Below are 25,017 nucleotides of genomic sequence, written 5' to 3' on the forward strand. Positions count from 1 at the left end.
CCCATCATGGGCTTTCTTTAATCTATTACAATACAATAAATATCGATTAAAATAAATTTGGTCAATTTCAGCAAAGATAAATCTGAATTGGTGAAATAACGGATACAATAATTATTTTTATTAGGAGACTTCCACTTTTTTCCAAATTATGTTTTATTTTTCAATAATTAATCCTTTGGCATTTGGATTGTATTTTCGGAATTTATTAACCAAATTTTACTAAATTGTAGTCAAATCTATTTTAACTGATCAATCTAGATACTTTATAAAATCATTTAATAATAAACACATGTCGGATATTGCTAAACTATCCTTTAAAGGTAAAGAATATGATCTTCCAGTCACCGAAGGTACAGAAAATGAAACTGCAGTTGATATTGCAAAATTACGTGGCCAATCAGGGTTAATCACCATTGATCCGGGTTTTAAAAACACTGGATCAACGAAAAGTGCCATAACGTTTTTGGATGGGGAGAAAGGTATTTTAAGGTATAGAGGCTATAATATTGAAGACCTAGCAGAAAACTCCAACTTTTTGGAAGTTTCATATTTGTTGATAAATGGTGAATTACCGACTACCGATCAATACAACGATTTTTCAGACAGAATCACAAAGCATACCCTTGTTCATGAGGATATCAAAAAGATTTTGGACGGTTTCCCTTCTGTAGCCCACCCAATGGGGGTTTTATCTTCTCTGATCTGCTCACTTACGGCTTTTTACCCAAATTCTCTAGATCCTAATAATACGGATGAAGAGATTCAATTGAGTATGGTACGACTATTGGCCAAAATGCCAACTTTCGCTGCTTGGGCTTATAAAAACAAGATGGGACATCCTGTAAATTACCCTGACAATAGCTTAGACTATTGTGGTAATTTTATGAAAATGATGTTTTCATTGCCTTCTGAAAAATATGAAATAGATCCAGTGATTTCAAAAGCATTGGATAAATTATTGATCTTACACGCAGATCACGAGCAAAATTGCTCTACTTCTACAGTAAGGATAGTAGGCTCATCTCAAGCCAGTATTTACGCTTCCATATCTGCTGGAATCAATGCCCTTTGGGGTCCTTTACATGGCGGTGCCAACCAGTCAGTAATAGAAATGCTTGAAGCAATTAAAGCAGATGGTGGAGATTCTAAAAAATACCTAGAAAAAGCCAAGGACAAAAATGATCCATTTAGACTAATGGGATTTGGTCATAGGGTTTACAAAAACTTTGATCCTAGAGCGAAGATAATCAAGAAAGCTGCAGATGATGTATTGGAGAAATTAGGTATAAATGACCCAGTACTTGACATCGCTAAAGAACTAGAAAGCGCTGCCCTTAGTGACCAGTATTTTGTAGATAGAAAACTTTATCCTAACGTTGATTTCTACTCTGGTATTATTTACAGAGCTTTGGGAATACCTACTGACATGTTTACTGTTATGTTTGCATTGGGAAGACTTCCAGGTTGGATTGCTCAGTGGAAAGAAATGCGTGAAAACAATGAACCAATTGGTAGACCAAGACAAGTCTACGTTGGTGAAACAGAAAGAGATTTCGTTGCTATTGATAAAAGATAGTCAAGTACTTAAGCTTAAAAATAAAAAGGGTCTTTGGGCCCTTTTTTTTATTTAAATCAAAATTATATTTAGAAATAGTCCATCCTATTTACGGTTTATTCTATTTATAACCTCATTATAGTTGTTTATCAGGTATAATATCCTTACCTTTGCAACTTATTTAAAATATACATTTTTCTCCTACGCCGTGGGGTTCCTTATTGTTGATCGACACTGGGATATTTTGGAATACCGTGGCTTTGAGAAGTAAGGAACATTTCATGGAAAAAGAATTATTATTTTCAGACCTTGGGGTTTCGGAAGAAATCTTAAGGGCGGTAGAAGATATGGGCTATACCCAACCTTCACCCATTCAAGCGCAAACCATCCCCTTATTATTACAAGGTGCAGATGTAATTGGTCAGGCACAAACAGGAACAGGTAAAACAGCTGCTTTCGGTATACCAATAATTGATCGTATAGACAGTTCAAATAGCAAGCCTCAAGCTTTAATTTTATGCCCTACTAGAGAATTAGCTGTTCAGGTAGAAGGAGAAATCGTTAAATTAACCAAGTACAACAGGAAAATATCATCTACTTGTATCTATGGTGGTGAGGCGATTGATAGGCAAATCAGAAGCCTTAAAAAAGGTGTTCAAATTGTGGTAGGTACTCCTGGAAGGATTATGGATCACATGGACAGAAGAACCTTAGATCTTAGCAAAGTTAGCATCATCGTGCTGGATGAAGCTGACGAAATGTTAGACATGGGATTTCGTGATGATATAGAAAAGATATTGAGCTCTATGCCTAATGAAAGGCAAACGGTTTTCTTTTCGGCTACTATGCCTAAACCTATTCTAGAGCTTACTAGAAAATATCAAACAGATCCTGAAATAATTAAGGTATTACGTAAGGAACTTACTGTAGAGAACATCTCTCAACTTTATTTTGAGGTAAGATCAGGATTAAAAACTGATTTAATAAGCAGGCTAATCAATCTTCACCAATACAAGCTTAGTGTGATTTTTTGTAACACTAAGAGGGTTACAGATGAAGTAACTGAAGAGTTAACTGCTAAAGGTGTACCTGCTGAAGCTTTACATGGTGACTTGTCACAAGCACAAAGAACCAAGGTAATGAACAAATTCCGTAAAGGACATTGTTCAGTATTGGTAGCAACTGATGTTGCTGCTAGGGGAATTGATGTAGAGAACGTTGAAGCTGTTTTCAATTTTGACCTTCCACTTGATGAAGAGAATTATGTCCATAGAATAGGACGTACAGGAAGAGCTGGTAAATCAGGTACAGCAATAAGCTTTGTATCTGGAAGAAGAGACGCTGGAAAAATCCGCGACCTGGAAAGATTTATCAAAACAAGCATTGATAAGGCTGCTCCCCCATCCGTGGATCAGTTAATTCAAATGAAAAGAGATCAGCTGACCAAGGATATCCACAGACAATTGGCCAAAGAAGATGACAATACTGTATTTGAGCAGGCAATTGAAAGTCTTCAAGCAGAAGGCCTCAGCCTAGAGCAAATAGCGCTAAGCTTGGTTAAAATGCAACTTGGTGAAGCCATTGATAAGTTCAAGGAAATGAACTTCACTCCTGAGAAAGATCGTGGCGGAAGAGATGACCGAAGATCCAAAAGAGATCGTGGAGATAGAGGCGATAGAGGTACTAGAGGTAGATCTGGTGAAAGAGGAGATCGTAGTGGTAGAAGAGGTGGGAAAAAAGAAAGAGAACCAAATATGGCTCGTCTTTTCCTAAACCTTGGTAAAAAAGATCGAATTCGTCCAAATGACATCGTAGGAGCCATTGCTGGTGAAACTGGTGTATCTGGTGGAAGTATCGGTGAAATTGATATTTATGATAGCTTTTCTTTTGTGGACATTCCTAAAAAAGATGCAAGTCATGTTATCAATGTCATGAACACCAATACCATAAAAGGTAAACAAGTGAATTTTGAGATTTCTAAACCTTAAGTTCGAATCATGCAATAATTAATTATTGCAGATATCAGCTTAATAGTTTTCTTAAAATTATTAAAATACAAAAGCCATTCATTAATTTGAATGGCTTTTGTATTTAAGTCTAAATTATAGCATTTTTAACCCGGATTATGTAATAGGATTCGAAATTAGTGTTGCAATCGCAAGAAAATCAGACTGTTTGGAGATTTTAGCATAGCACCGCTATGGTGAAATTGAAAACAGCAACGAAGTGGCTGATTTTAAAGCGATTTCAGCACGTAATAGATTGTCTGTTGCATATTTCGGGTTTAACCTGAAAGATTATATAGTAATCCTATACCAATAGGAAATGAAACCTAAAACAGTCATTAATTACATTGTTTACACTACACACTAACAGCAAGCTTAAGTAGCTAAACGGTTTAATTTCCCTATGATTTTACCCACCTTCAAATGGTTTAATTTAAAAGGTCAATTTTAAACTCACTAAATTCAAACACATTATTTCAATAGATGCATTATGAAAAATAAATTCGAAATATTAGGCTTGATTATTACAGGTTTTGCGCTATTGACTCAATTTTATCTAATTATAGAAAATAGACAAGCATCAATTACTGAAACCATAACCAGGTTCTTTAGTTTTTTTACTGTCCTTACAAATACATTGGTTGCCCTATTTTTTATCACCATAATTTTTAAGCTTAAGCAAGGTCCCTTTAAAATTCTTTCCAATCAAACAGCTTTGACAGCAATCACCACATTCATACTTATAGTAAGCTTAGTGTATCAATTTGCATTAAGAGGAATCTGGCAGCCTACCGGCATGCAGTACCTTATTGATGAGCTACTTCATAGTATAGTGCCCTTGTATGTACTTATTTACTGGCTATTCACTTTGGATAAAAGCGCTTTAGAGTTAAAGCCTGTCTTCACCTGGCTATTGTATCCTATGTTTTATTTATCGTTTGTTTTTACAAGAGGTTATTTTTCGGGATTTTATCCTTATCCCTTTTTAAATATTCCAGAAATTGGACTTATAAACACCTTGCAAAACATCCTTGTAATAATCGGTGTTACTGCTATACTATTCAGTATTATGTTATTTATTGGCAAAATAATAATCAGTAAACGAACTGTTAGTATACATCAAGAAGAAAATTAGCAAATCCTAAACTAACTGATAATCCATCTAATACAACAGTTCCAAACGATGCCAGTATTTCCTATTCCAAAATCTGCATAAATAGAATAGTAAAGCCTAAAGCCTGGGCTTTTAATAATTACGCTCCTACATTTAGGTACTCAAGAAAGTCCATGTCCAATTTATAAGGTTAATGAATTTTAACATGGATTATGTAACAGGGTTTACGAGGAGTTTTGCAATCGAAAGACAATCGTTGCTGTTTGAAGATTTTAGCATAGCACCGCTATGGTGAAATCTCCAAACAGCAACGAAGTGGCTGATTTTGAAGCGATTTCAGCACGTAATAGATTGTCTATTGCATATTTCGGGTTTAAGTATTAGTCGCAGAGACATTTGATAATCTTTTGGATATTTTCTCTTCCAATTCTATATATACAGGGCAAGCCAAGTCATAATTGTGTGAATTTTTTATCACCTCGTCTACCAGGGTTTCTTTCTCTCCTTTAATTCCTCTTTCTATATCCAATTGGAAAGAAGACTTCGCGGTATATGGGAAATTTGAAATCATCTCGAAAGCTGCCTCTATGTCAGAATCGCCTAAGGCAATACCATGTTTTTGCGCCAACAGAATCAACTCTGCCATTAAACTTCTCCAACATTTAATCAATTCAGGTTTGGTTCTAATATCTCCGAAATTCACATCATATGCTGCTGACAATGTACCCAGACTTGATATAAATAAAAACTTTTTCCAAAGGTGCGTACTCACATCTTCCACCAAGCTCAAAGGAACCTCGCACTTAGCAAGGAATTCAAACGCCCAATTGTATTTGTCCGTCGATGGCTTACCAATAATTACTTTCCCTGGACCTCCAAGGTGCTTGATATGCCCAGGTTCTAGAACATTAGAAATTAAATAAATGCAGGCGTCCAAAACTTCTGATTTATCAAGCAAAGTTCGGACACTTTGGGCAGCATTTACCATATTCTGTAGGGGTAAAACAAGAGTATTTTCACCAAAAATTGATTTGTTTTCAATTATGGCACTTTCCATGGACTGTGATTTGGTAGCCAAAATAACTAGGTCATAAGCAACATTTCCTTCACCACTAAGAATTAAACCATCTGGCATTAAAACTTCCTCTTTTTCCGGAGAAGTAAATAGTAAGCCCTTTGACTTTATGGTATCGTACGTTGTTCCCCTAGAAATAAAATCAATTTTTATTTCGTCATTCTTACGGTTAGATAAAATTTTCGCTCCTAAAAATCCCCCTACACCTCCTATACCAAGGATGGCTATCGACTTTACTTTCATTTTATTTCTATTTTATTCCAGGATGATGTTTATTATATTCCCTATTAATTGTCAATTACCAGCTAATTGTTTAAAAAATCAATTAAATCAAAAAAGTATGTATCAGGAATGGAGATATAATGAATTTCAACAAACAGGTAAAAATTACGCTTCACAGGATGAAGTAGATGTTTATGATCCAACACATGATGATTTCAGAGATTTAGCTAAAGAGCTCAAAGAAACCGTCAATTGGTTAAATCCTAAGCCCAATTCAAAAATTTTAGACATTGGTTGTGGCACAGGTAATTTTTCTATCCAATTGTCCACTCTCTGTGAAAAGGTGTACGCAATCGATGTTTCAGAAACCATGCTAAAATTTGCCCAATCCAAAGCCATAGCAGCCTATGCCACAAATATTTCTTTTTCCCATACAGGCTATTTGAATTTTGACCTTCCAAAAGATCATCTTGACGGAGTGATCAGCTCACTTTCCCTACATCATCTTCCTGATTTTTGGAAAAGTGTCGCCCTCAATAGAATATTTAGAGTGTTAAAGCCTGGTGGAAGGTTCTATTTATATGATGTGGTCATTCCTGATCAGCAATCAAAAGATACGATCGATGCTTTTATTGACAGACAAGAACGACGAGGAGGTGCATTTATGAAAGAAGATACGATAATCCATTTTAAAGAAGAGTTCTCCACTTTTGACTGGGTTATGAAAAAGCTCTTGTTGGATGCTGGATTCCTCATTGAAAAAGAAATTTTAAGTGATGGGGTGTTTAAAAATTATTTTTGCCAAAAGCCATTGTAATTTCCTGCTTTAATCTACATTTGATCAAAAATTACGTACCAACCAAAACAGGTTAAAAAATACGGTTGAGAAGTAAAATCTATTTTTAAACAGACTTTAAATGGAATTATTCCTTCAAACAGAAACATGGATTGCTCTACTGACCCTTACCTTTTTAGAAATCGTATTGGGAGTAGATAATATTATTTTTATTTCAATAGTATCGAATAAACTTCCAGAAAACCAACAAGAAAAAGCCAGGAAAATTGGTTTGAGTTTGGCCTTGGTTTTTAGAATAATCCTCCTTTTAGGCATCTCTTATATTGTTCAGTTTACCCAACCAATAATTAGTATTGTTGGCTTTGAACTGAGTGGAAGAGATTTGATCTTGTTTTTTGGAGGCTTGTTTTTACTTTTTAAATCTACCATGGAAATCCATCACAAAATTGAAGGAACGCCAGAAGAAATAAAAGCCAATTCTACAAGCAGTTTGAAAGGTGTAATTTTACAAATCGTTTTTCTAGATATTATCTTTTCTTTTGACAGTATACTTACTGCTGTCGGACTGGTAAAAGAAGTATCCATTATGATTATTGCTGTGGTTATCTCCATATTGATCATGATGGCTTTTGCAGGTCAAATAAGTAGGTTTATCAACAAGCACCCTACCCTGCAGGTTTTAGCCCTTTCATTCTTAATGTTAATTGGGTTTATGCTTTTGGTAGAAGGCTTACATTTTGAAGTTCCTAAAGGTTATATCTATTTTGCTGTATTTTTCTCCCTAGCAGTGGAAATCATCAACATGAGGGTAAGGAAAAAAACAAATGGCAATCCAGTTGAACTTAAGCCAAGGATCAAACAAACGGATGATTAGATCCGAGTTCAAGTAATAGAAGGATTTTTCACTATTAGCAAACAATGCGCATTCCATTACCGTGGCACCTTTAGTGCAAAAATAGGGTTTGAAAGTTTCAAACTTAGGTTAGCAATATGACACTACTTTTGGATGCCGGAGATTACGATTTTTATAAGGAAGAAACGATTTTGAGGCATTTTTAACCTCATATACATTATGAATACCATTAATTTTAACACTAATTGCCTTTTCAAGATTAAATGAGCTTTTTTATTGCACCATTAGGCAAGCTCCTAGTATCCAGATTACAAGAATTTTGGGTATATTTAAGCCATGCATCAATTCTTTAGAAATGTAGTTTACATAGCAAGTGGGCTGGCCTTATCCTGTACGAGTTTAGTTCCTGTTCAAAACTTGTCTAAAGAAGCGTTAAATGGTATTGGCCAATTTAGGGAATTGGATTACAGTTTTTATATAAGCTGTATCGAAGACTGTACCTTTAACAAGACCAGTCAATTTGAGATTGAAAGGGAATTGGATTGCCCTTGCGAGTCATACCAATCTGCTGACGATCAGGTATACCAAATGTATCTGGCCTTAATTGATTACTGGGAGGGCTTATACCAGCTTTCCTCCATGGATATCAACCAATACAATTTAAACAGACCTATGGCTGTCCTAGGTGCTTCTAATTTAATCCAGTTAAATGAGAAGCATTTAATGGCTTTTCAAAAATTATCAGAATTAAGCTTAAATGCAGTCACAGGCAAATACCGTAGAAATAAAATAAAAACTTACATGGTGGAAGCGGATAATCACCAACAGACAATCAGTGATAAGCTGATTTTTGTTCTGAAAGAAAACCTTTCAGGCTTAATGGCCATTCAGGAAGAGGGCTGGTATTCCTATTATAAAACAATGAGTTATGATCCAGCATTAAACACAGTAGATAAAGCTTCAGCGGCTGAAGATTATTACAATTTATTAGAAAAAAACAGACTCCGTAACAATCAAATCAAGGTGTTGACTGAAATTATTGGTTTAATAGCCGAAAAACACCATCAATTAATTGAGTCAGGAGATCAATTAAATAGTGTCAATTTCAAAGCGGAAATTGGCAAAGTATCTAGAGACTTACATACATTACATTATGCTTTTGAGCAACTGAAAAAATGAAAGAAAGATTGGACAGTGAGTTTATTAGCCATTTGGCTGATGAATTTTTAGAGATAGCGAAAAAATTCAATGATTACCGATTTGAAAAGATCAGTCAACAGAAAATCAGCCATGAAACCTTTTTGGAAATGGGCAAAAAATCAACTCAATTGATGAAAACGGCAAGGGAAATGAAACTGTTGTCCACCTTGATAGTAGGAGAAGAAACCGCAACGGCAATATTAAAATTAGAACATATTAATAATGAAATAAAAAATAGCATTACCTCTTTGATAGATATTCAAAAGGCTTTTGATTTCATAGGCGCTTTAGGTGATTTAGGTTTGGCAATTATAGACAAAAACCCAGCTGCTATTAGTGACAATATTACATTTATTTCTGATTTGGTAAAGGAAAAAACAAGCTAGAGATGAAGGAGAATAGGAAGGCGAAATATAAAAATACTCAGAAAGAAAACTATTCTCCTGTATGCTACCTTAATAGCCCTGAAATTCAGGCGAACTATCTTTTACCTGAGCTCAAATCTGAGCATTTGAAAAGCAGAACTAAGGTTTCCAGGAAACAAAAAAACAAAGAAAAACCTCAGTAATTTTTAGCCTTATTTAGATTTTTAATGAAATAACAAGGGTTGTTCGCCACAATTCTTAGTTCCACAACCACTAAAAACCAAAAAGTAATGTCTACAAACGAATAATTACTTTTATATAAAAAAGCCATAGAGTTTCATCTATTTTTAATATTTTAGACCATTATAATTAATTTAAAAAATTACTAATGAAAGACATCAATAAATCCACCAAAAACAATTCCAGGAGGAATTTTATTAAAGCCTCTACCACTGCTGTTGCAGGTTTTTACATAGTACCTAGACATGTATTAGGTGGTCCGGGATTCAAAGCCCCTAGTGATAAACTTCGAATAGCCGGTATAGGTGCAGGAGGTAAAGGCGGCAGCGATATTAGAAATTTTCATGAAAGTGGAAATGCAGATATAGTTGTATTGTGTGATGTTGATCCAAAAAGAGCTGCAGGAAGTATTAAAGCTTTTCCTAAGGCAAAATTTTATACTGATTACCGAGAAATGCTCGATAAAGAGGGCAATAATATAGATGCAGTATCAGTGTCTACACCTGATCACAACCATGCTGTTCAAGCACTAACAGCAATGAAATTAGGGAAACATGTATATGTTCAAAAACCATTGACACATACCATCCATGAAGCCAGAATACTAACTCAAGCTGCGGAAAAATACAAATTAGTAACCCAAATGGGTAACCAAGGTTCTTCTGGGGATGGTGTTAGAAAAATGCGCGAATGGTATGCTGCAGGACTAATAGGTGAAGCGACAAAAGTAGAAGTTTGGACCAACCGCCCAGTCTGGCCTCAAGGTGTTCCATGGCCTGGAGAAACAGGTAAAAAAGCACCTAAAAACCTCGATTGGGACCTTTGGTTAGGTACTGCCAAACAAATGGGTTATGTAGAAAACCTACATCCTTTTAATTGGAGAGGATGGTGGGAATTTGGTACAGGAGCTCTTGGAGATATGGCTTGTCACCTTATGGAGCCTGCCTTCCGTACCTTGGATTTGGGATACCCAACGGGGGCCGAATGTAGTGTCGGTTCTGTATATACTGGAGAATTCACCAAGGGTTATTTCCCTGAGAGTTGCCCTCCATCTTCACACATTACCCTAGGTTTTGACAAGCCTAATGGCGGTAACCTTGAGTTTCATTGGATGGATGGTGGTATCCAACCAAGCAGGCCTGAAGAACTTGGACCTAATGAAGAAATGGGTGATGGAGGAAATGGAGTGATAATAGAAGGAACAAGAGGTAAAATGATGTGTTCCACTTATGGTCTTAATCCTAAATTGTTGCCATCCTCTATTAACGACAGCGTAAACGTAGCTCCTACCTTACCGCGAGTAGAAGGAGGCGCAGGAGGTCACTATGCACAGTGGGTTAATGCTTGTATTGCTGGTCATGGTAGCAAAGAATTCAATGAGTTGAGTTCACCTTTTTCAATAGCCGGTCCATTGACTGAATCTGTTTTGATGGGTAATTTGGCTATTAAGAGCCATGATTTTAGAACGCCTAAAGCTGATGGTAAAGGATTTGATTATCCTGGAAGAGGTATTAAATTAATGTGGGATGGTGAGAACATGAAAGTCACCAATTTTGAACCTGCTAATCAGTTTGTATCTAAAGAATACAGAGCAGGATTTGAATTACCTAAAGTTTAAATCACAAAACAATTGAATGATAAAAAGCCCTGAAATTTCATTATTTCAGGGCTTTTATATTTATTACATTGAATGTCAACCTATCATGAATGATGTCTTGATGAGTAACTGGTATCAATCAAAATTCTGAATGAAATAGCGCTTACAGGCACTAATAATATCATAAGGCAAAGGGATAAGTAAGATACCTAGTCCTTAACTTCCAATTCTAAGTCCAATCTAGGTAAAGTGAAGTAAAATGTAGCCCCATCTCCTACTTGTGATTTCACCCAAACTTCACCTCCAAGGTTATCTATTATTTTCTTAACAATGGCTAGCCCCATGCCCGTTCCTTCATACTTTTCTTTGGTATGCAAGCGATTAAAAATGGTAAAAATTCGTTCATGATTTTCAGGTGCAATACCTATACCATTATCGATCACTGAAAACTGCCAAAATTCGCCTATTATTTCAGCCTTAATTTCTACAACAGGAGTTTCCTTTTCATTTTTATATTTCAAGGCATTACCTATCAGGTTATAAAGTATTTGAAACAAAGGTGTCCTATAGGAAATAACTGTAGGCAGATTATTGTATTTTATAATTGCATTGGACTCTCGAATTCGTTTTTTCTGAAGAACACAAACTTCATCTACTAAATCCATAAAATTAAGAATCTTTAATTTATCCTCATGTTTACCGATTCTCGAAAACTCTAAAAGGTCCAGAATAATCCGACGCATACGCATAGCCCCATCCACTGCGAAGTTTATATATTGATGGGCTTTATCGTCAAGCTTATCACTGTATTTTCTTTCTAGTAGTCCCATAAAGTTACTTACCATCCTTAATGGCTCTTGTAAATCATGAGAGGCTACATAAGCAAATTGTTCAAGCTCAGAATTGGACCTTTCTAATTCTTTAGCATGTTGGGCCATCTGCTCATTTAGAGTTTGCAAAGATTCTTCATATTCCCTCCTATAAGTAATATCGGTTATGGCGCCTACCACTCGCGTCACTTTCTTATTTTTATCTCTAATAAAAATTGCCCTATCCATAACGAATGCATAATTACCATCTTTACACAATAACCGATATTCTTCAAACCAATTTGTTAATTCATTACTCTTAATAAACTCCATAAATTTTAGACTTACCCTTTCTTTATCTTCAGGGTGGATCAATGACCTTAAGCTTTCCACTCCTGATTCTTGACTTTGTAAGTCATATCCAAATAGTGTATTAAAACCGATGCCACGAAACAATAAATCATTTTCCGTATCATAGTCATAAATGGCATCATTTGTTGCTTCTGCAATTTTTTCAAATCTTTCATTAGAAAGTTGAATTTTTTCCGAAGTAAGTTTCTCACTTGTAATGTCTTTTATAAACACACTAATTCCTTCAGTAGATGGATAAAGATTAACCACTAGCCATATCTTTCTAACCTCAGAAAACATTTCATAATGAATATTTGATTGGCTCTCTAAGGCATAAAATAGTTGTTCCTGGGTATAGGAATTAACAAGTCTTGGAACTGCATCCCACAATAAATTCCCCAAGGTTTCGCTCCTACTGACACCTATGATATCTTCAGCCCTTTGATTCCAGTAAAGCACTTTAAAATCATTATCCACTGCATAAAAAGCTTCACCTATGCTTTCTAATATTGTATTTTTCTCCTGAAAAGAGCGCTCTAAGGCCAATTGACTATTTGTTCGCTGAATAGCTGCCGACAAGTTGGAAGTAAGGGCTAATAAAAAAGAAATTTCACTCTCTGTCCAAATTCGCTCTGAAGTACAATCATCAAACCCTATAAATCCAAAGAATTTATTATGGATCATAATTGGTATTATGAGTGTAGAGTAAATCCCCCCCTCTTCAAGGGTATTTTTCAATTTACAATTAGGTAATTCTTTGGCATTCGCAATGAAAACTTCGCCATTCTCTAAAACCCTAGTCATTTCTGGATAATCCTTTAAGGCAATATTTTGAAACTGATCGTTTTCATTGAATTTTTTTAATTTCGACTGGTACCAATCAATTTTCTTGCTGCAAAGCACTTCATCAAGCCTTTCGTCCCAATGATTTTCGAAGAAGTAAATTCTATCAAGAAATACAGTTTGACTCGTAAGCAAAAAGACATCATTAATTACTTCCCTCCAGTCTTCCACCAAAAGAAACTTTTCGACAACCTTAGAGATTACTTCTAATAGTTGGTTATTTTTAGCTAGTTCAATTTCATTTATTTTCTGTTCGTGAATGTCCTGAAGGGAACCGGAAATACGAACACACCTACCATTATTGAATTCTGACTGGGCAATACTCCGAACCCATCTTTGCTTCCCATCTGGGAGGGTTACAGGAGCCTCATAGTCCCAAGATTTTCCTTCATTAATAGCATCGTACAATGCCTCTTTAATAAACTTATTCGAATCTCCCTCAAAGTTTTTTAAAAGATCTTCTACAGTAGGCAAACTTTCCGGTGGTAACTCGTAAATTTCTCTAGTGGTGGCAGATAAATAAAGTTCGTTATTCAATAGGTCAATCTCCCAACTTCCCACTCTAGAAAGTTTGGAAGCATTATCCAATAAAGTTTGTAATGCCACCAATTCTGTAATGTCATGACCAAAAGAAAAGACCAATCCCTCTTCACCAAATTCATACGAAGAATTCCATGAGATCCATCGGTATTGACCAGATTTAGTCAGGTATCGATTGATAAGATTTTTTGCTTGAATACCTTCTTTGATAGAAAATTTCTGAATCGAAAAATCCCTGTCTTCAGGGTGAATAAGATCCACAAACTTCTTGGTCAACATTTCCTCTTCTTCATAACCGAAGACACTGCAAAAGGAAGGGTTCACCTTTACAAAGTAACCATTAGGATCAATTATTGTCAGCACTTCTGGAGCACTTTCAAAAAGCAGCCTCATTTCTTCTTCCTGCTGCTTACGTTTGACCTCTCCCCCTAACAAAACACCAATGGGCTCAAAAAACGACTTACAATCCTGTGGTAAAGTAGAATTTGAATCAATATACAAAAGCAATACACCTATTAAATTGTTGTTTTGGTATAAAGGAATACCTATGATAAATTTTATATGGTCATAAATCTTTGGGTTAACTCCATTGAACCTTGGATCCTCATTAAGAATTTTAGACTCAAAATAAACTCCTTCTTTCATTACATGGTTTGCAAGCTTTATTCCTATTTCGTAAATAGCATCAGCCAACCAATTAGGCGTTTCAGAGGGCAAATTATTTTGAATCAAATTAATCTCAACTCCCTTTTTACCCAACAACCAAATGTTTCCACCAAATAGTCCCGAAAAATCTACTAAATAGGATAAAACACCTTGCAATGTTTTATTGAGATCAGCTTCATTCTTAAAATGGTTACCAATTTCTTGTTGCATTTCCTTTTGATACAAATCTTCTTTAATACCAGAAATGTCCCTTAATACACCTATCATTCTCAAAGGCTTGCCATCTGCATCCCTTATCATATAGCTACTTTCCTCTACGTGTAGATATAGTCCTGACTTATGAAGAAACCGGTATTCTTTATTCCAGCCATTTTCTGAGGGGTCATTAACAAAATCATCCCATATTGCATCAGTTACCTTTGCATCTACGGGGTGCATGAAGGATGCCCATTCAGAAATTTTACTTATTTCTTCTCCTTTACTATATCCAAATATTCTATAAAAGCCTTCTCCCCAATGAAATTCATCCAAATTACAATCCCAATCAAATATCACATCATTGGTTGCCATGTTCACGTAGTTGAAACGCTCATTGCTCCTGTATATGTTTTCAAGGTATTCATACTTGGTCAAAACCAAGGACAATAGTCTTTGACTTTTTTGAATGGCATAAGATTCCCAGTCTCCTAATTTATTCGGGCCTTCAAATAAGTTTAAGAACACTGCGATAAGCTTCCCATCTGAATTTAAAATTGGTAATGACCAGCATGAGTTCAGCCCAATTTTATTTGCAAAGAACTTCAACTCTGTACATTTTTTATCCTTATTTATATTTGAAATAAAGACTTCGTTTTTGGTGAATTCTAAATTATTTTCCTCATTTAAATTTATTTCAAAGTCTTTAAATGCTAAATGATCTTGACCAAGTAGTGAAGGTGTAGCCAAATTCCTCAGACGGTTTCCATATACTTTAAAAACAGCCGTTTTAACTTTAGGAAAAAGAATTTCCAAATGGGTCAGATAGTTAGTTAATAAATCAGAGAGTTTTGCTTTCTGATTCATGCTTCCTTCCATTATATCCTTTTCTAAGCCTTCTAATTTGCCATAAAAGTATTCTAAGGTTTTGTCTTTGATAGCTCCGACTATCCTATAGGCATTGCCATTATCATCTCTTAGAATAACTGCTTTCTCCTTGACATAAGCACATTCACCATTTGATTTAATAAGCCTGTATTCTATTTCCCATTGGGTATCTGAGCTACTGTAAATTATTTGTTGAACTCTTTTCTGGTAAAGCTTGCGGTCTTTATCATAAATACTGTCACAAAAAACATTATAATTTTTAGAAGGAGTCTGAATTTCTAAACCAAAGTTTTTACGAAAACCTTCCCCTAAGAACATTTCACCTGTATATGGATCCAAATCCCAAATGCTGCCCGAGTCTGTCTGCATTACTAACTCAAAACGCTCATTGCTCTTTTTCAACTCTTCTTCAAAAGCTATTCGCTCCGAAATATCAATTCCATTGCACTGAATTTCTTTCGGTTGACCATCAGCCCCTAAAATCCCCACAAAATCCCATAAAGTTGTATAAAAGCCATTTTCTTTCTTCAACTTACGTAGTTCTACTTTATGTACTTTTTCTGGAAATTCTAAGCACTTTTTAATAACCTCTCTTATTTTACTTTTTTCTTCTTCAAGTATTGTTGTGACAACATTTATGCCTTCATAGGAATTCCCTGGAAACAACCAGTCGAATGTTTCCATATATTTGGTATTGGCAAAAGTGATAACTCCATCAAGGTCTGTACGAATGACAAAAGTGGTCTGGGATTCAAAAAACCCTTTATACCTTGCTTCACTCGTCACTAATTTTTCTTGGGCCTCGATTAATTCCGTTATATCTACACTATTGAATACCAATCCCCCTATAGCCGGATCATCTAATAAATTGGTGGCTGTACTCAATAACCAACACCATGTTCCATTTTTTCGCTTATACCTAAATGGACTGCATTTCATTCTATGTTGAGAAACAATACCTTTTAATTCAGTTACTGCTCTTTCCAAATCATCCGGATGAATTTTTGATATAGCGCTTTCACCAATCATCTCTGATTCTTCATACCCCAAAATAGGACAGTAACTAGGACTTACATAGATGTAATTGGAATCTATTGAAAGAATAGCAGTAAGATCAGACCCCTCTTGGACAAGGGCCTTAAATCTTTTTTCACTCTTTGCTAACTTTTCATTAAGTTCTACTGTTTCTGTTATGTCTCTGAAATTATCAACTATACCATTAATGTCCGGATCATCTAAAAAATTGGTTATCGTTGACTCCATCCATCTCCACGAGCCATCTTTATGCTTGCTTCTAATAACATAGCCTTCAATTGGGACTCCAGGAGAAGTCAAAGACTTCTCGAATTTCTCCAAAGACAACTCTAAGTCATCAGGATGAACTGATTCATTTAGTTTTAATTGAAAAGCCTCTTCCTCAGTATACCCTAAAACAGAAATTATTGAAGAAGAAATGTACTTTGGAACACCATCAGCATCGAAAACAACAATAGCATCTTGGCCATTTTCTATCAATGCCTTGAACCTTTTTTCATTCTCTCTTAAAGCAATTTCAGCTACTTTCCTTTTGGTAATATCCACCATTAAACCACGATAAAGTGGTTCCTTACCAGGTTCCTTAATTACTTTGATAAAATCACTTATCCATTTTATATTACCATTTTTGTCTAAAAAGCGATATTCAATGGTGAAATCGTTGTCCGATTTTGATTTTTCCGAAATCAATTTTAGAATAGGTTCTTTATCATCCTCATGAATATGATCCTCCCAAAAATGGGATTTCTTCTTCCATTCCTCAACAGAATAACCTAAAACATTTTTTACTTGAGGGCTTATATAATTTACCTGAAATGTCTTCGGATGTGATTCCCAAAAAATACCTGGGTTGGATTCTATAATTGAATTAATTTTCCTGTTTGAAACGTTTAGGGCTTCCTGACTACTTAATTGATCTATATATGTCCCCAAATGATAAACTAAGGTATTTACAAGCCGGCTATCGTTATCTACCTCCCCAATTTCTAAAAATCTACCAGGGTCCTTTTCAATAAATATTTCCAGCAATAAAGCTCCACGTTCTTTTACCTCGTGTTTTTCAGTAAGTGAGAATTCATAAGGCTTAAAAGCAGAGCTATAATATTCTTTGTTTTCAAAAGTAATTTTGGAAGATATTTTTCCCGGGTTACTCCATGCAGTAGGTAAAATATCAGCAGCACTTTGAAATAAACCGTCAATTTGGCTCCAGGAAAAATCAAGCCTACTGATTTTATAAATACAGTCTTGTTCTTTGATTCTTTTCTGAAGGGAAGACAGCGTAATTTCAAGTTTTTCTTCTGTCTCTTTTCTTTTGGTAACATCTATAATTACCGAGTCCCAGATCACACTGCCATCATCTAATTTTCGAGGACTTCCTGCCCCTTTATGCCAGCGGATAGAGCCATCAGGATGTTGGTACCTGTACTTCCAAGACCAAAAAGTTAAGGTTTTGGCTGATTCATCTATTGATGTTATAAGTCCTTGTAGGTCATCCTTATGACATCGGTCCCCTACCAGGTCGCTGTTTTCCATTACCTGCTTGGAGGTAAATCCCCAAATTTGATTGGCTCCATTACTTACCAATTCAAAAATGTCCTTGCCGCTAAAAGTCCTTTTATATCGATATACTACTCCAGGAATATTATCTGATACAGTTTGGAATTGGATTTCGTTAATTTTTCTTTTTGTAATGTCGGAATGAGTGCCGGACATCTGTAAAGGTTTTCCAGTTGAAGACCATTTGGTAACTCTTCCCCTGTCATTTACCCAAACTTCATGACCTTTTTTATGGAGTAACCGGCATTCTATATTGTAATAATCTAATTCTTTGTTAAAACAGGCATTTAGGACATTATCAGAAACAAATCTATCTTCAGGGTGTAAAATTTTATACCATTTATCCATTGTAAAGGGTGATAATTCCTCGAAATTATACCCTAACATAATAGCAAACTGCTCATTAATAACGACCTCATTTTTTACAATATCCCACTCCCAGGTCCCCAACTGAGTGGCCTCCAAGATATTATTTAATCTGCTTGTTTCTGAATTTAAATGCTTTTTTGTTAAGGCCAAATCAGCATAACTTTTCTCTAATTCAAGAAGTTTGGTGGTTTGCCCACCTAAAATTTTAAGCCCTTTGATTGTCTTTTCATCCAATTCCTTTGTAACAAAATCAATAGAACAAAGCATGCCACAAATTTCACCATTGGAAGTTTTCAATGGAACTCCAATGTAGAAGACAATTCCTGGGGAAGAATTAACCAATGGATTTTTGGAAAGCTTAGCTTCTTTGCTGCTATCTTTAATAACCAATATTTCTTGAGAAGCACTTGTGACAAAATCAGTTAAATAGTTTGCATTGAAGGTGTTCTTTGCATCTAAACCAGTACTGGAAATAATAAATGCACCTCCCTTATCGATCTTAAATATCAAGTTTAATGGAGATCCTGTTAAAATACCTAGCAGGCTGGTAATAGCATCTAATTCAGTATCAATACCCCTTTCCCTTAATTCACAATCTTCCATTTTGTTGTCTACATCCATAGTATTCAAAATACTTAGTACATCACCTCCGTAACCTAAGGTACTTTCTAAAAATAATCAAATAAAATTAAACTTATCTTAATTCGATACCAAATATGCCCAAACGCACCATTTACCCTACCTGATTAAAACTAAACTGCACTTCATTAATGGCTTTAAATTAAATATTGAGGACTATGCCCCATTCAATAAAAAGATAAATTTTCTATTAATAAGACAACTTCTTATAAAATCAAAAAATAAAACATGAGTTTAAGCTGCTATCGGTTAAACCCAAAATAGGAATTAGACAATCTATTAAGTGCTAAAATCGCTTCAGAATCAGCTACTTCGTTGCTGTATTCAATTTCACCATAGCGGTGCTATGCCCAAGTCACCAAACAGTCTGATTTGCTTACAATTGCAACAGCCACCAGGAATCCTATTACATAATCCGAGTTAAATAAACTGAAATAACGACAACTAATAAAACATATAAACCTTGACTCCCTAATTGTGTTCAATTGCATTTCCTATCGAATTGGAAATTTTTTGTTTATTAATAAAACAAGCCTTTTAGAACTTTTCGAAATTTTAACTTTTAATCGTCTGTATAGTTAAATACAATTATCAGTTTATAAGCTACTAATATTCAACAAAAAATAAGGTTTTAAAATAAAAAAAAATGAAAACGAAATTGATGCAGTTACTTATTTGAACCTTTATATAATAATCTCAGTACCTCTATCAATTTCGTTTTCGATATAAAATAGAATAATTCTATTTTAAGTTAACCTTCTTGTTCTCCATTGAAGACTGATAAATCCCAAGAATCAAAGCAAGTGATCTCTTCGCATCCTGTCCAGTAACAACGGGCTTACCATTATTTCTAATGGCCTCAACCATATCTTCAATCTGTATTTGATGTAACCTAAAATCTATGGCCATGGGATCAGAGGCACCACTTCCTCCAATATCTGTACCTGCATTGACCTCACTCTCTTCGCCTTTTATATTCCAAGCTACAATTTTACCTCCTTCAAGTATAATATTTCCTTTTTCACCATAAATCTCCAACCGTTCAGGATTACCTGGGTACAAAGAGGTTCCTCCTGTGATCGTACCTAAGGCACCATTTTTAAAATTAACGATAGCAGTGGCTAGGTCTTCTCCCTCTATTTTATGCACCATAGTTTTAACCTGGCCATATACAGCCTCTGCATCTCCCATAATGTCTAAGAGCAAATCAATAGTATGAACCCCTTGGTTGATGAGTGCGGCACCACCATCTCCATCTTTTGTTCCTTTCCAACTACTACTGCTATAATAAGAGGGGTCTCTGTACCAGTTTATAGCCGCTGTTCCCATGAGGAGTTTCCCAATTTTACCTGACTGTACAGCCTCTTTTAGTTTAAGGTAACCAGGTTTAAGCCTATTTTGAAAAATAACCCCTAATTTAACTCCAGCTTTTTCACAAGAATTGATCAATTCATCAGCTCGTTCTGTACTTACTTCAATTGGTTTTTCTAACAAAATATGTTTTCCCACATTAGCTGCAGCTATGGCTGGTTCCAAGTGGTTTCCGCTGTGTGTGCATATACATACAACATCGATGTCTTTCCTACTTAAAAACAGATCTATATCGTGATCTGCAGGAACATTGAATTTTTCTTCTGCCAACTTTGCACGGGCTTCAGTAGAGCTTAATACTGCAACCAATTCAGTTTCTTCACTGGCGTTGATGGCTGCTGCATGCATTCCTGCTATTGCTCCAGTTCCTATTATTCCAAACCCTAAAGGTTTATACTTTGTCATTTTATGCTATATTTTAAATTAATAAAAATTCTTTACCATTTGTTCCATGACCCAGTTGGTCCTAGCCGCAGAAACGCCAGTACTTGGGCATTCCCCACCTTTACCTAGCAACTCATTTACTATTGATTGGATAAGGTAAAATTGAATATTTTCCGGCATTTCAAATTGGAAAACCTCATCCTCTTTACCATCTCTTTTTAAGGTGACATGGGTACCCCAAAAACATGGGAATCTTATTTCACCTTTATTCCCAATAATGACGATCTCATCCTTTTGGGATGTATTACTTGTAGTATAACACCAATTTCCAGTGCCTAATACACCACTTTCAAAAGAGAAATTGCCCAAGACAATATCCTCTGCAGGGTATTGTCCAGATTGATTGGTAGCAATACCGTTAACCTCTTTTATGGGACCAAAAAGAAAATCGAAATAATCCAGTTGATGAGAACCTAAATCATAAAAATAACCACCTCCTGCAACATCCGGATCTATCCTCCAATTGGATGCATCTGTTAAAACATCTGGGTGTTTGGCTTGGTTTATTGTAATACTAACATACCTTGGCTCTCCAATTTCGCCTTCTTCAATTAAACGCTTAACTTTTAAAAAATTGGGAAGCGTTCTACGGTAATAAGCAACAAAAAGTGGTACCCCAGCCTCTTCACATATTTTAATCATTTCTAAACATTCCGCATGATTTCTAGCCATTGGCTTTTCTACATAGACAGGTTTACCTGCATTAGCAGCCTTTCTGGTAAGCTCTAAATGAGAGCTAGGTGGCGTGGCAATATAAACAGCATTAACTTCTTCATCATTTATCAGTGAATCAGCATCATCATACCATTTAGGTATTCCATGTCTTTCAGCATAATCTTTTGCCTTGTCTGCATTTCTTCGCATCACTGCTACTACTGATGAATCGCTTACTTTATTCATAGCAGGAGCACTTTTTTTCTCGCATACACTTCCGGCACCGATTACTCCCCAATTAACCTGACTTGAATTAAATTTTTTCATGCTTTAAATCTTACCTCAATTATTTATTAAATAATTATGTGTGAATAATTATAATCGTTTAAACTAAAAATCAAACGAATAAACTCGTTGCTGTTGACCATTTCAAAATTAAGGTATTTTTGACAAAACCCGATAATTGAAAGCTTTTCCTTGTCAATTTTTTGGCGAAGATGTTATATCAATGGAAGAGTGGCGAAAGCTTGCCTTATAGACTTAATAAACCCTTGTCGGTAAAATTATTAACCCGAGTTAGGTCAAATTTCATAAAAACGCACAAACGAGTGGGCTTAGGATATACATTAAGGGATAAAAGGCCTGTGAATCGCCTAGAAAACTATACCCTACATTCACACATGCAGAAAAATTGGGAAAGTTTCCATTTAGTAAATTTTACAATCATTTTAAATCAAACTTCGGTGATTATAAAAAGTAACCCGAAACATGCAAAAGAAAACTATTCCATGTTTCGGGTTAAACTCAACCAAATTGAGGCAAATTTAGATTTGGATTTATACTTTCATTAGAGTTTTGCATAGACTCCCAAGAAACGGGCTCACCTTTTTCAGCGGCCATCCTGCCCAAAATTGCGGTATAGGTAGAAGTCGCACCTGAGGCTGATTCATTTAAGAATTTACCTGAATTTATACTTCCTATGAAACTTTTGACTTTATTTTCATTGGAATCATGCAAAGAGGAAGTAAAAACTCCAGCCGCACGTTGGCTTCGATCTTCGTTGTCACTTTCATGTCGAATCACTCCAGAATCCCAAGCCTGCTCTCCATCTATAAATACACCTCCGCTATAATGGGCCGTTGCTATTCCTTTGCTACCAATAAAACGAGCGCAAACATCTCCAAAAGTAGGTCCCAACTGCGTTGAATGAAAACTCACCCTGATATTGTCTGGATATTTATAAATCACTTGATAATTGTTCCAAGCATCACCAAAAGCATCGTTGTGATCTCTACCTCCAGAACCCATGGCCATAATAGGTTTTCTTTGCAAGGCCCAACTACAAACATCAAGCATATGGATTCCTTGGTCCAATAGAATCCCTCCAGACAGGGATCTAAAATGAAACTGGTTACGAATCATTGCCTCTGATTTAGACATATTGTCTATAGGTTTAAGTGGAAGTCCTGAAGCAAGGTAATACAATTGAGCCGTTACCACATCTCCTATAGCTCCCTCCTGGACTCTCTTAACCATCTCTTGGTAGGCAGTGGCATGTCGGATTTGGAAACCCACGACCATACTCAATTTCCCGTTAATGGTACTTCCAGCTTTCTCTATTCGCTTTACCCCTGCTACATCTATAGCTACAGGTTTTTCACAGTAAATGTGTTTTCCTGCTGCAATAGCAGCTTCTACAAATTCAGGATGGGTATAGGCTGGTGACGAGATTAATACCGCTTCCACGTCTTTATTATTGAGAAGCTCCATATAAGCTTTCGATCCCTGGTAAATATTTTTTGGATCAATTTTCCCAAATCCCTTGTCCTTATTTAGTCCATCCAGTTTTTCTTTGGCCACTTTAAGCTGGTCATCAAACAGATCAGCCATCGCCATGATATTAACATTTGTATGTTTTGACATCGCAGTGATTACAGATGTCCCTCTATTTCCACAACCGATTATACCAAGCTGAATTGCTGAATTGGCTTTTGTGCCAAAAACCGTACTTGGTTTCAAAATTGTAATGGCAGATACTGCTGCCGCGCCTTTGATAAAAGACCTTCTTTCTATTTTCGTCATTTGGTGGTTTGTTTATCTTGTTTTTGTAAAAATCTAGAGTTTAACTGATAATATCATGAACGACATGCCCACTTACATCTGTAAGCCTAAATCGCCTCCCCTGGTGTTTGAAAATTAATTTTTCATGGTCCACGCCCAACAAGTGGAGCAATGTTGCCTGAAAATCATGCACATGAACCGGATTTTTCACAATATTGTACCCAAATTCGCATGTTTCTCCGTGAGTGTACCCTTTTTTTACACCACCACCAGCCATCCACATGGTAAAACACCTAGGATGATGATCTCTTCCATAATTGTCTAATGTTAATTTTCCTTGAGAATAATTGGTTCGACCGAATTCACCTCCCCAAACCACTAGAGTATCTTCTAGCAATCCTCTTTGTTTTAAATCCATCACCAAAGCAGCGCCTGCCTGGTCTACACTTTTACTCATGATTTTAATGTCACGTGGTAAGTTCCCGTGTTGATCCCAGCCCTGGTGGTAGAGTTGAATAAACTTGACATCTTTTTCTGCCAACCTTCTAGCCAAAAGGCAGTTGGCAGCAAATGTTCCAGGTTTTCTGGAATCTGGACCATACATGTCGTAAATATAATCCGGCTCATTTGATATATTCATTGTGTCAGGTACAGAGGACTGCATCCTGTAAGCCATTTCATATTGAGAAATTCTGGAATTGATTTCCGGATCCATCACTTTGTCATACTTTATATCATGAAGGTCCTTCAGTGCATCTAGCATCCTTCTACGGCTCTTAGCGCTTAACCCATTGGGATTATTCAGATAAAGCACAGGGTCTTTTCCAGACCTAAACTGCACTCCCTGATGCAAAGATGGTAAAAACCCACTCCCCCATAACTTAGCATATAAGGGTTGTCCTCCAGACTTGCCTCTCGAAAGTAAAACACAAAATTCAGGAAGATTCTTATTGTCACTACCCAAACCATAACTTATCCAGGAGCCCATAGAAGGTCTACCACTTAACTGTGATCCAGTTTGAAAAAAGGTAATGGCAGGATCATGGTTTATTGCGTCCGTGTGCATAGATTTCACAAAACACAATTCATCTACAATTTTTGCTGTATGTGGCATCAATTCACTTACCCAGGCACCACTTTGTCCATATTGAGCAAAATCAAACACTGAGCCGGCTAGAGGAAATGAATTTTGACTTGATGTCATACCTGTTAACCGTTGCCCAGCCCTTATTGATGCAGGCAACTCCTGACCAAAACGCTCATTAAGCAATGGTTTATAATCAAACAGTTCCATTTGAGAGGGACCTCCACTTTGAAAAAGAAAGATAACCCGCTTGGCTTTCGGCACTAAAGGAAGCCTGCCTAAGCCAGCCTGTTTATCAGCTCCAATATTGGCCAAAAGATTTCCAGGATCCAATAAGGAAGACAGGGCCACACTTCCTAAACCTAGGCTAGTTTTAGTTAAAAACTGACGGCGATCCATATTTGGATCATGTAATAAACTCATATCCTTAATTTATTATTTCTAAACCCTATGCATTTACAAGATAGTGTCTCCACTCGTTAAAATCC

At 36.0% G+C, this 25,017-nt stretch carries 14 protein-coding genes; 8 read left to right on the plus strand and 6 right to left on the minus strand.

Annotation, left to right across the window (positions count from 1 at the left end):
• Positions 1-289: 289 nt before the first annotated feature.
• The 3 genes from CA2015_RS22450 (at position 290) to CA2015_RS22460 (ending at position 4,696) form a co-directional block, all read left to right on the plus strand.
• Complete coding sequence (locus CA2015_RS22450; protein WP_048643927.1) at positions 290-1,576, plus strand: citrate synthase; 1,287 nt, start codon at positions 290-292, stop codon at positions 1,574-1,576.
• 260 nt (positions 1,577-1,836) lie between these two features.
• Positions 1,837-3,543 (plus strand): DEAD/DEAH box helicase, encoded by a 1,707-nt coding sequence (locus CA2015_RS22455; protein ID WP_048644700.1) that lies wholly within the window; start codon positions 1,837-1,839, stop codon positions 3,541-3,543.
• Between the two features lie 508 nt (positions 3,544-4,051).
• A complete protein-coding gene (locus tag CA2015_RS22460; RefSeq protein ID WP_048643928.1) occupies positions 4,052-4,696 on the plus strand; it encodes a Pr6Pr family membrane protein in 645 nt (214 codons plus the stop codon).
• A gap of 352 nt (positions 4,697-5,048) precedes the next feature.
• On the opposite strand, the gene CA2015_RS22465 is transcribed toward CA2015_RS22460, so the two are convergent.
• Positions 5,049-5,993: a ketopantoate reductase family protein gene (locus CA2015_RS22465; RefSeq protein WP_048643929.1), complete on the minus strand. Its 945-nt coding sequence runs from the start codon at positions 5,991-5,993 to the stop codon at positions 5,049-5,051.
• Between the two features lie 97 nt (positions 5,994-6,090).
• Between CA2015_RS22465 and CA2015_RS22470 the strand changes: the two genes are divergently transcribed.
• From CA2015_RS22470 to CA2015_RS22495, 5 genes are all read left to right on the plus strand, one after another.
• Positions 6,091-6,789, plus strand: a complete 699-nt coding sequence (locus tag CA2015_RS22470) for a class I SAM-dependent methyltransferase (protein ID WP_048644701.1) — start codon at positions 6,091-6,093, stop codon at positions 6,787-6,789.
• 100 nt (positions 6,790-6,889) lie between these two features.
• Positions 6,890-7,642, plus strand: coding sequence for a TerC family protein (locus tag CA2015_RS22475; protein WP_048643930.1), 753 nt, complete (start codon positions 6,890-6,892; stop codon positions 7,640-7,642).
• Positions 7,643-7,957: 315 nt separating this feature from the next.
• Complete coding sequence (locus CA2015_RS22480) at positions 7,958-8,800, plus strand: hypothetical protein (protein ID WP_048643931.1); 843 nt, start codon at positions 7,958-7,960, stop codon at positions 8,798-8,800.
• Positions 8,797-9,207: a hypothetical protein gene (locus CA2015_RS22485; RefSeq protein ID WP_048643932.1), complete on the plus strand. Its 411-nt coding sequence runs from the start codon at positions 8,797-8,799 to the stop codon at positions 9,205-9,207. Before CA2015_RS22480 ends, CA2015_RS22485 begins: the two co-directional genes overlap by 4 nt.
• Positions 9,208-9,574: 367 nt before the next feature.
• Positions 9,575-11,044 (plus strand): Gfo/Idh/MocA family protein, encoded by a 1,470-nt coding sequence (locus CA2015_RS22495; protein ID WP_048643934.1) that lies wholly within the window; start codon positions 9,575-9,577, stop codon positions 11,042-11,044.
• Between the two features lie 188 nt (positions 11,045-11,232).
• On the opposite strand, the gene CA2015_RS22500 is transcribed toward CA2015_RS22495, so the two are convergent.
• The 5 genes from CA2015_RS22500 to CA2015_RS22525 all read right to left on the minus strand — a co-directional run bounded on the left by CA2015_RS22500 (position 11,233) and on the right by CA2015_RS22525 (position 24,952).
• Positions 11,233-18,897: a PAS domain-containing protein gene (locus tag CA2015_RS22500; protein ID WP_048643935.1), complete on the minus strand. Its 7,665-nt coding sequence runs from the start codon at positions 18,895-18,897 to the stop codon at positions 11,233-11,235.
• A 759-nt stretch (positions 18,898-19,656) separates the two neighbouring features.
• Positions 19,657-20,691, minus strand: a complete 1,035-nt coding sequence (locus CA2015_RS22505) for a Gfo/Idh/MocA family protein (protein ID WP_048643936.1) — start codon at positions 20,689-20,691, stop codon at positions 19,657-19,659.
• Positions 20,692-20,709: 18 nt separating this feature from the next.
• Positions 20,710-21,711 carry a Gfo/Idh/MocA family protein gene (locus tag CA2015_RS22510; RefSeq protein WP_048643937.1) on the minus strand — a complete coding sequence of 334 codons (1,002 nt, stop codon included), beginning with the start codon at positions 21,709-21,711 and terminating at the stop codon, positions 20,710-20,712.
• Between the two features lie 477 nt (positions 21,712-22,188).
• Complete coding sequence (locus tag CA2015_RS22520) at positions 22,189-23,466, minus strand: Gfo/Idh/MocA family protein (protein WP_048643939.1); 1,278 nt, start codon at positions 23,464-23,466, stop codon at positions 22,189-22,191.
• A 40-nt stretch (positions 23,467-23,506) separates the two neighbouring features.
• Complete coding sequence (locus CA2015_RS22525; RefSeq protein WP_048643940.1) at positions 23,507-24,952, minus strand: DUF1501 domain-containing protein; 1,446 nt, start codon at positions 24,950-24,952, stop codon at positions 23,507-23,509.
• Positions 24,953-25,017 lie beyond the last annotated feature (65 nt).

Source organism: Cyclobacterium amurskyense (assembly GCF_001050135.1).
Lineage (GTDB): Bacteria > Bacteroidota > Bacteroidia > Cytophagales > Cyclobacteriaceae > Cyclobacterium > Cyclobacterium amurskyense.

Excerpts from the sequence above, each read along its gene's own strand:
- CA2015_RS22450 (WP_048643927.1), top strand. The coding sequence starts at position 290 with ATGTCGGATATTGCTAAACTATCCTTTAAAGGTAAAGAATATGATCTT.
- CA2015_RS22455 (WP_048644700.1), top strand. The coding sequence starts at position 1,837 with ATGGAAAAAGAATTATTATTTTCAGACCTTGGGGTTTCGGAAGAAATC.
- CA2015_RS22460 (WP_048643928.1), top strand. The coding sequence starts at position 4,052 with ATGAAAAATAAATTCGAAATATTAGGCTTGATTATTACAGGTTTTGCG.
- CA2015_RS22465 (WP_048643929.1), bottom strand. The coding sequence starts at position 5,993 with ATGAAAGTAAAGTCGATAGCCATCCTTGGTATAGGAGGTGTAGGGGGA.
- CA2015_RS22470 (WP_048644701.1), top strand. The coding sequence starts at position 6,091 with ATGTATCAGGAATGGAGATATAATGAATTTCAACAAACAGGTAAAAAT.
- CA2015_RS22475 (WP_048643930.1), top strand. The coding sequence starts at position 6,890 with ATGGAATTATTCCTTCAAACAGAAACATGGATTGCTCTACTGACCCTT.
- CA2015_RS22480 (WP_048643931.1), top strand. The coding sequence starts at position 7,958 with ATGCATCAATTCTTTAGAAATGTAGTTTACATAGCAAGTGGGCTGGCC.
- CA2015_RS22485 (WP_048643932.1), top strand. The coding sequence starts at position 8,797 with ATGAAAGAAAGATTGGACAGTGAGTTTATTAGCCATTTGGCTGATGAA.
- CA2015_RS22495 (WP_048643934.1), top strand. The coding sequence starts at position 9,575 with ATGAAAGACATCAATAAATCCACCAAAAACAATTCCAGGAGGAATTTT.
- CA2015_RS22500 (WP_048643935.1), bottom strand. The coding sequence starts at position 18,897 with ATGGATGTAGACAACAAAATGGAAGATTGTGAATTAAGGGAAAGGGGT.
- CA2015_RS22505 (WP_048643936.1), bottom strand. The coding sequence starts at position 20,691 with ATGACAAAGTATAAACCTTTAGGGTTTGGAATAATAGGAACTGGAGCA.
- CA2015_RS22510 (WP_048643937.1), bottom strand. The coding sequence starts at position 21,711 with ATGAAAAAATTTAATTCAAGTCAGGTTAATTGGGGAGTAATCGGTGCC.
- CA2015_RS22520 (WP_048643939.1), bottom strand. The coding sequence starts at position 23,466 with ATGACGAAAATAGAAAGAAGGTCTTTTATCAAAGGCGCGGCAGCAGTA.
- CA2015_RS22525 (WP_048643940.1), bottom strand. The coding sequence starts at position 24,952 with ATGAGTTTATTACATGATCCAAATATGGATCGCCGTCAGTTTTTAACT.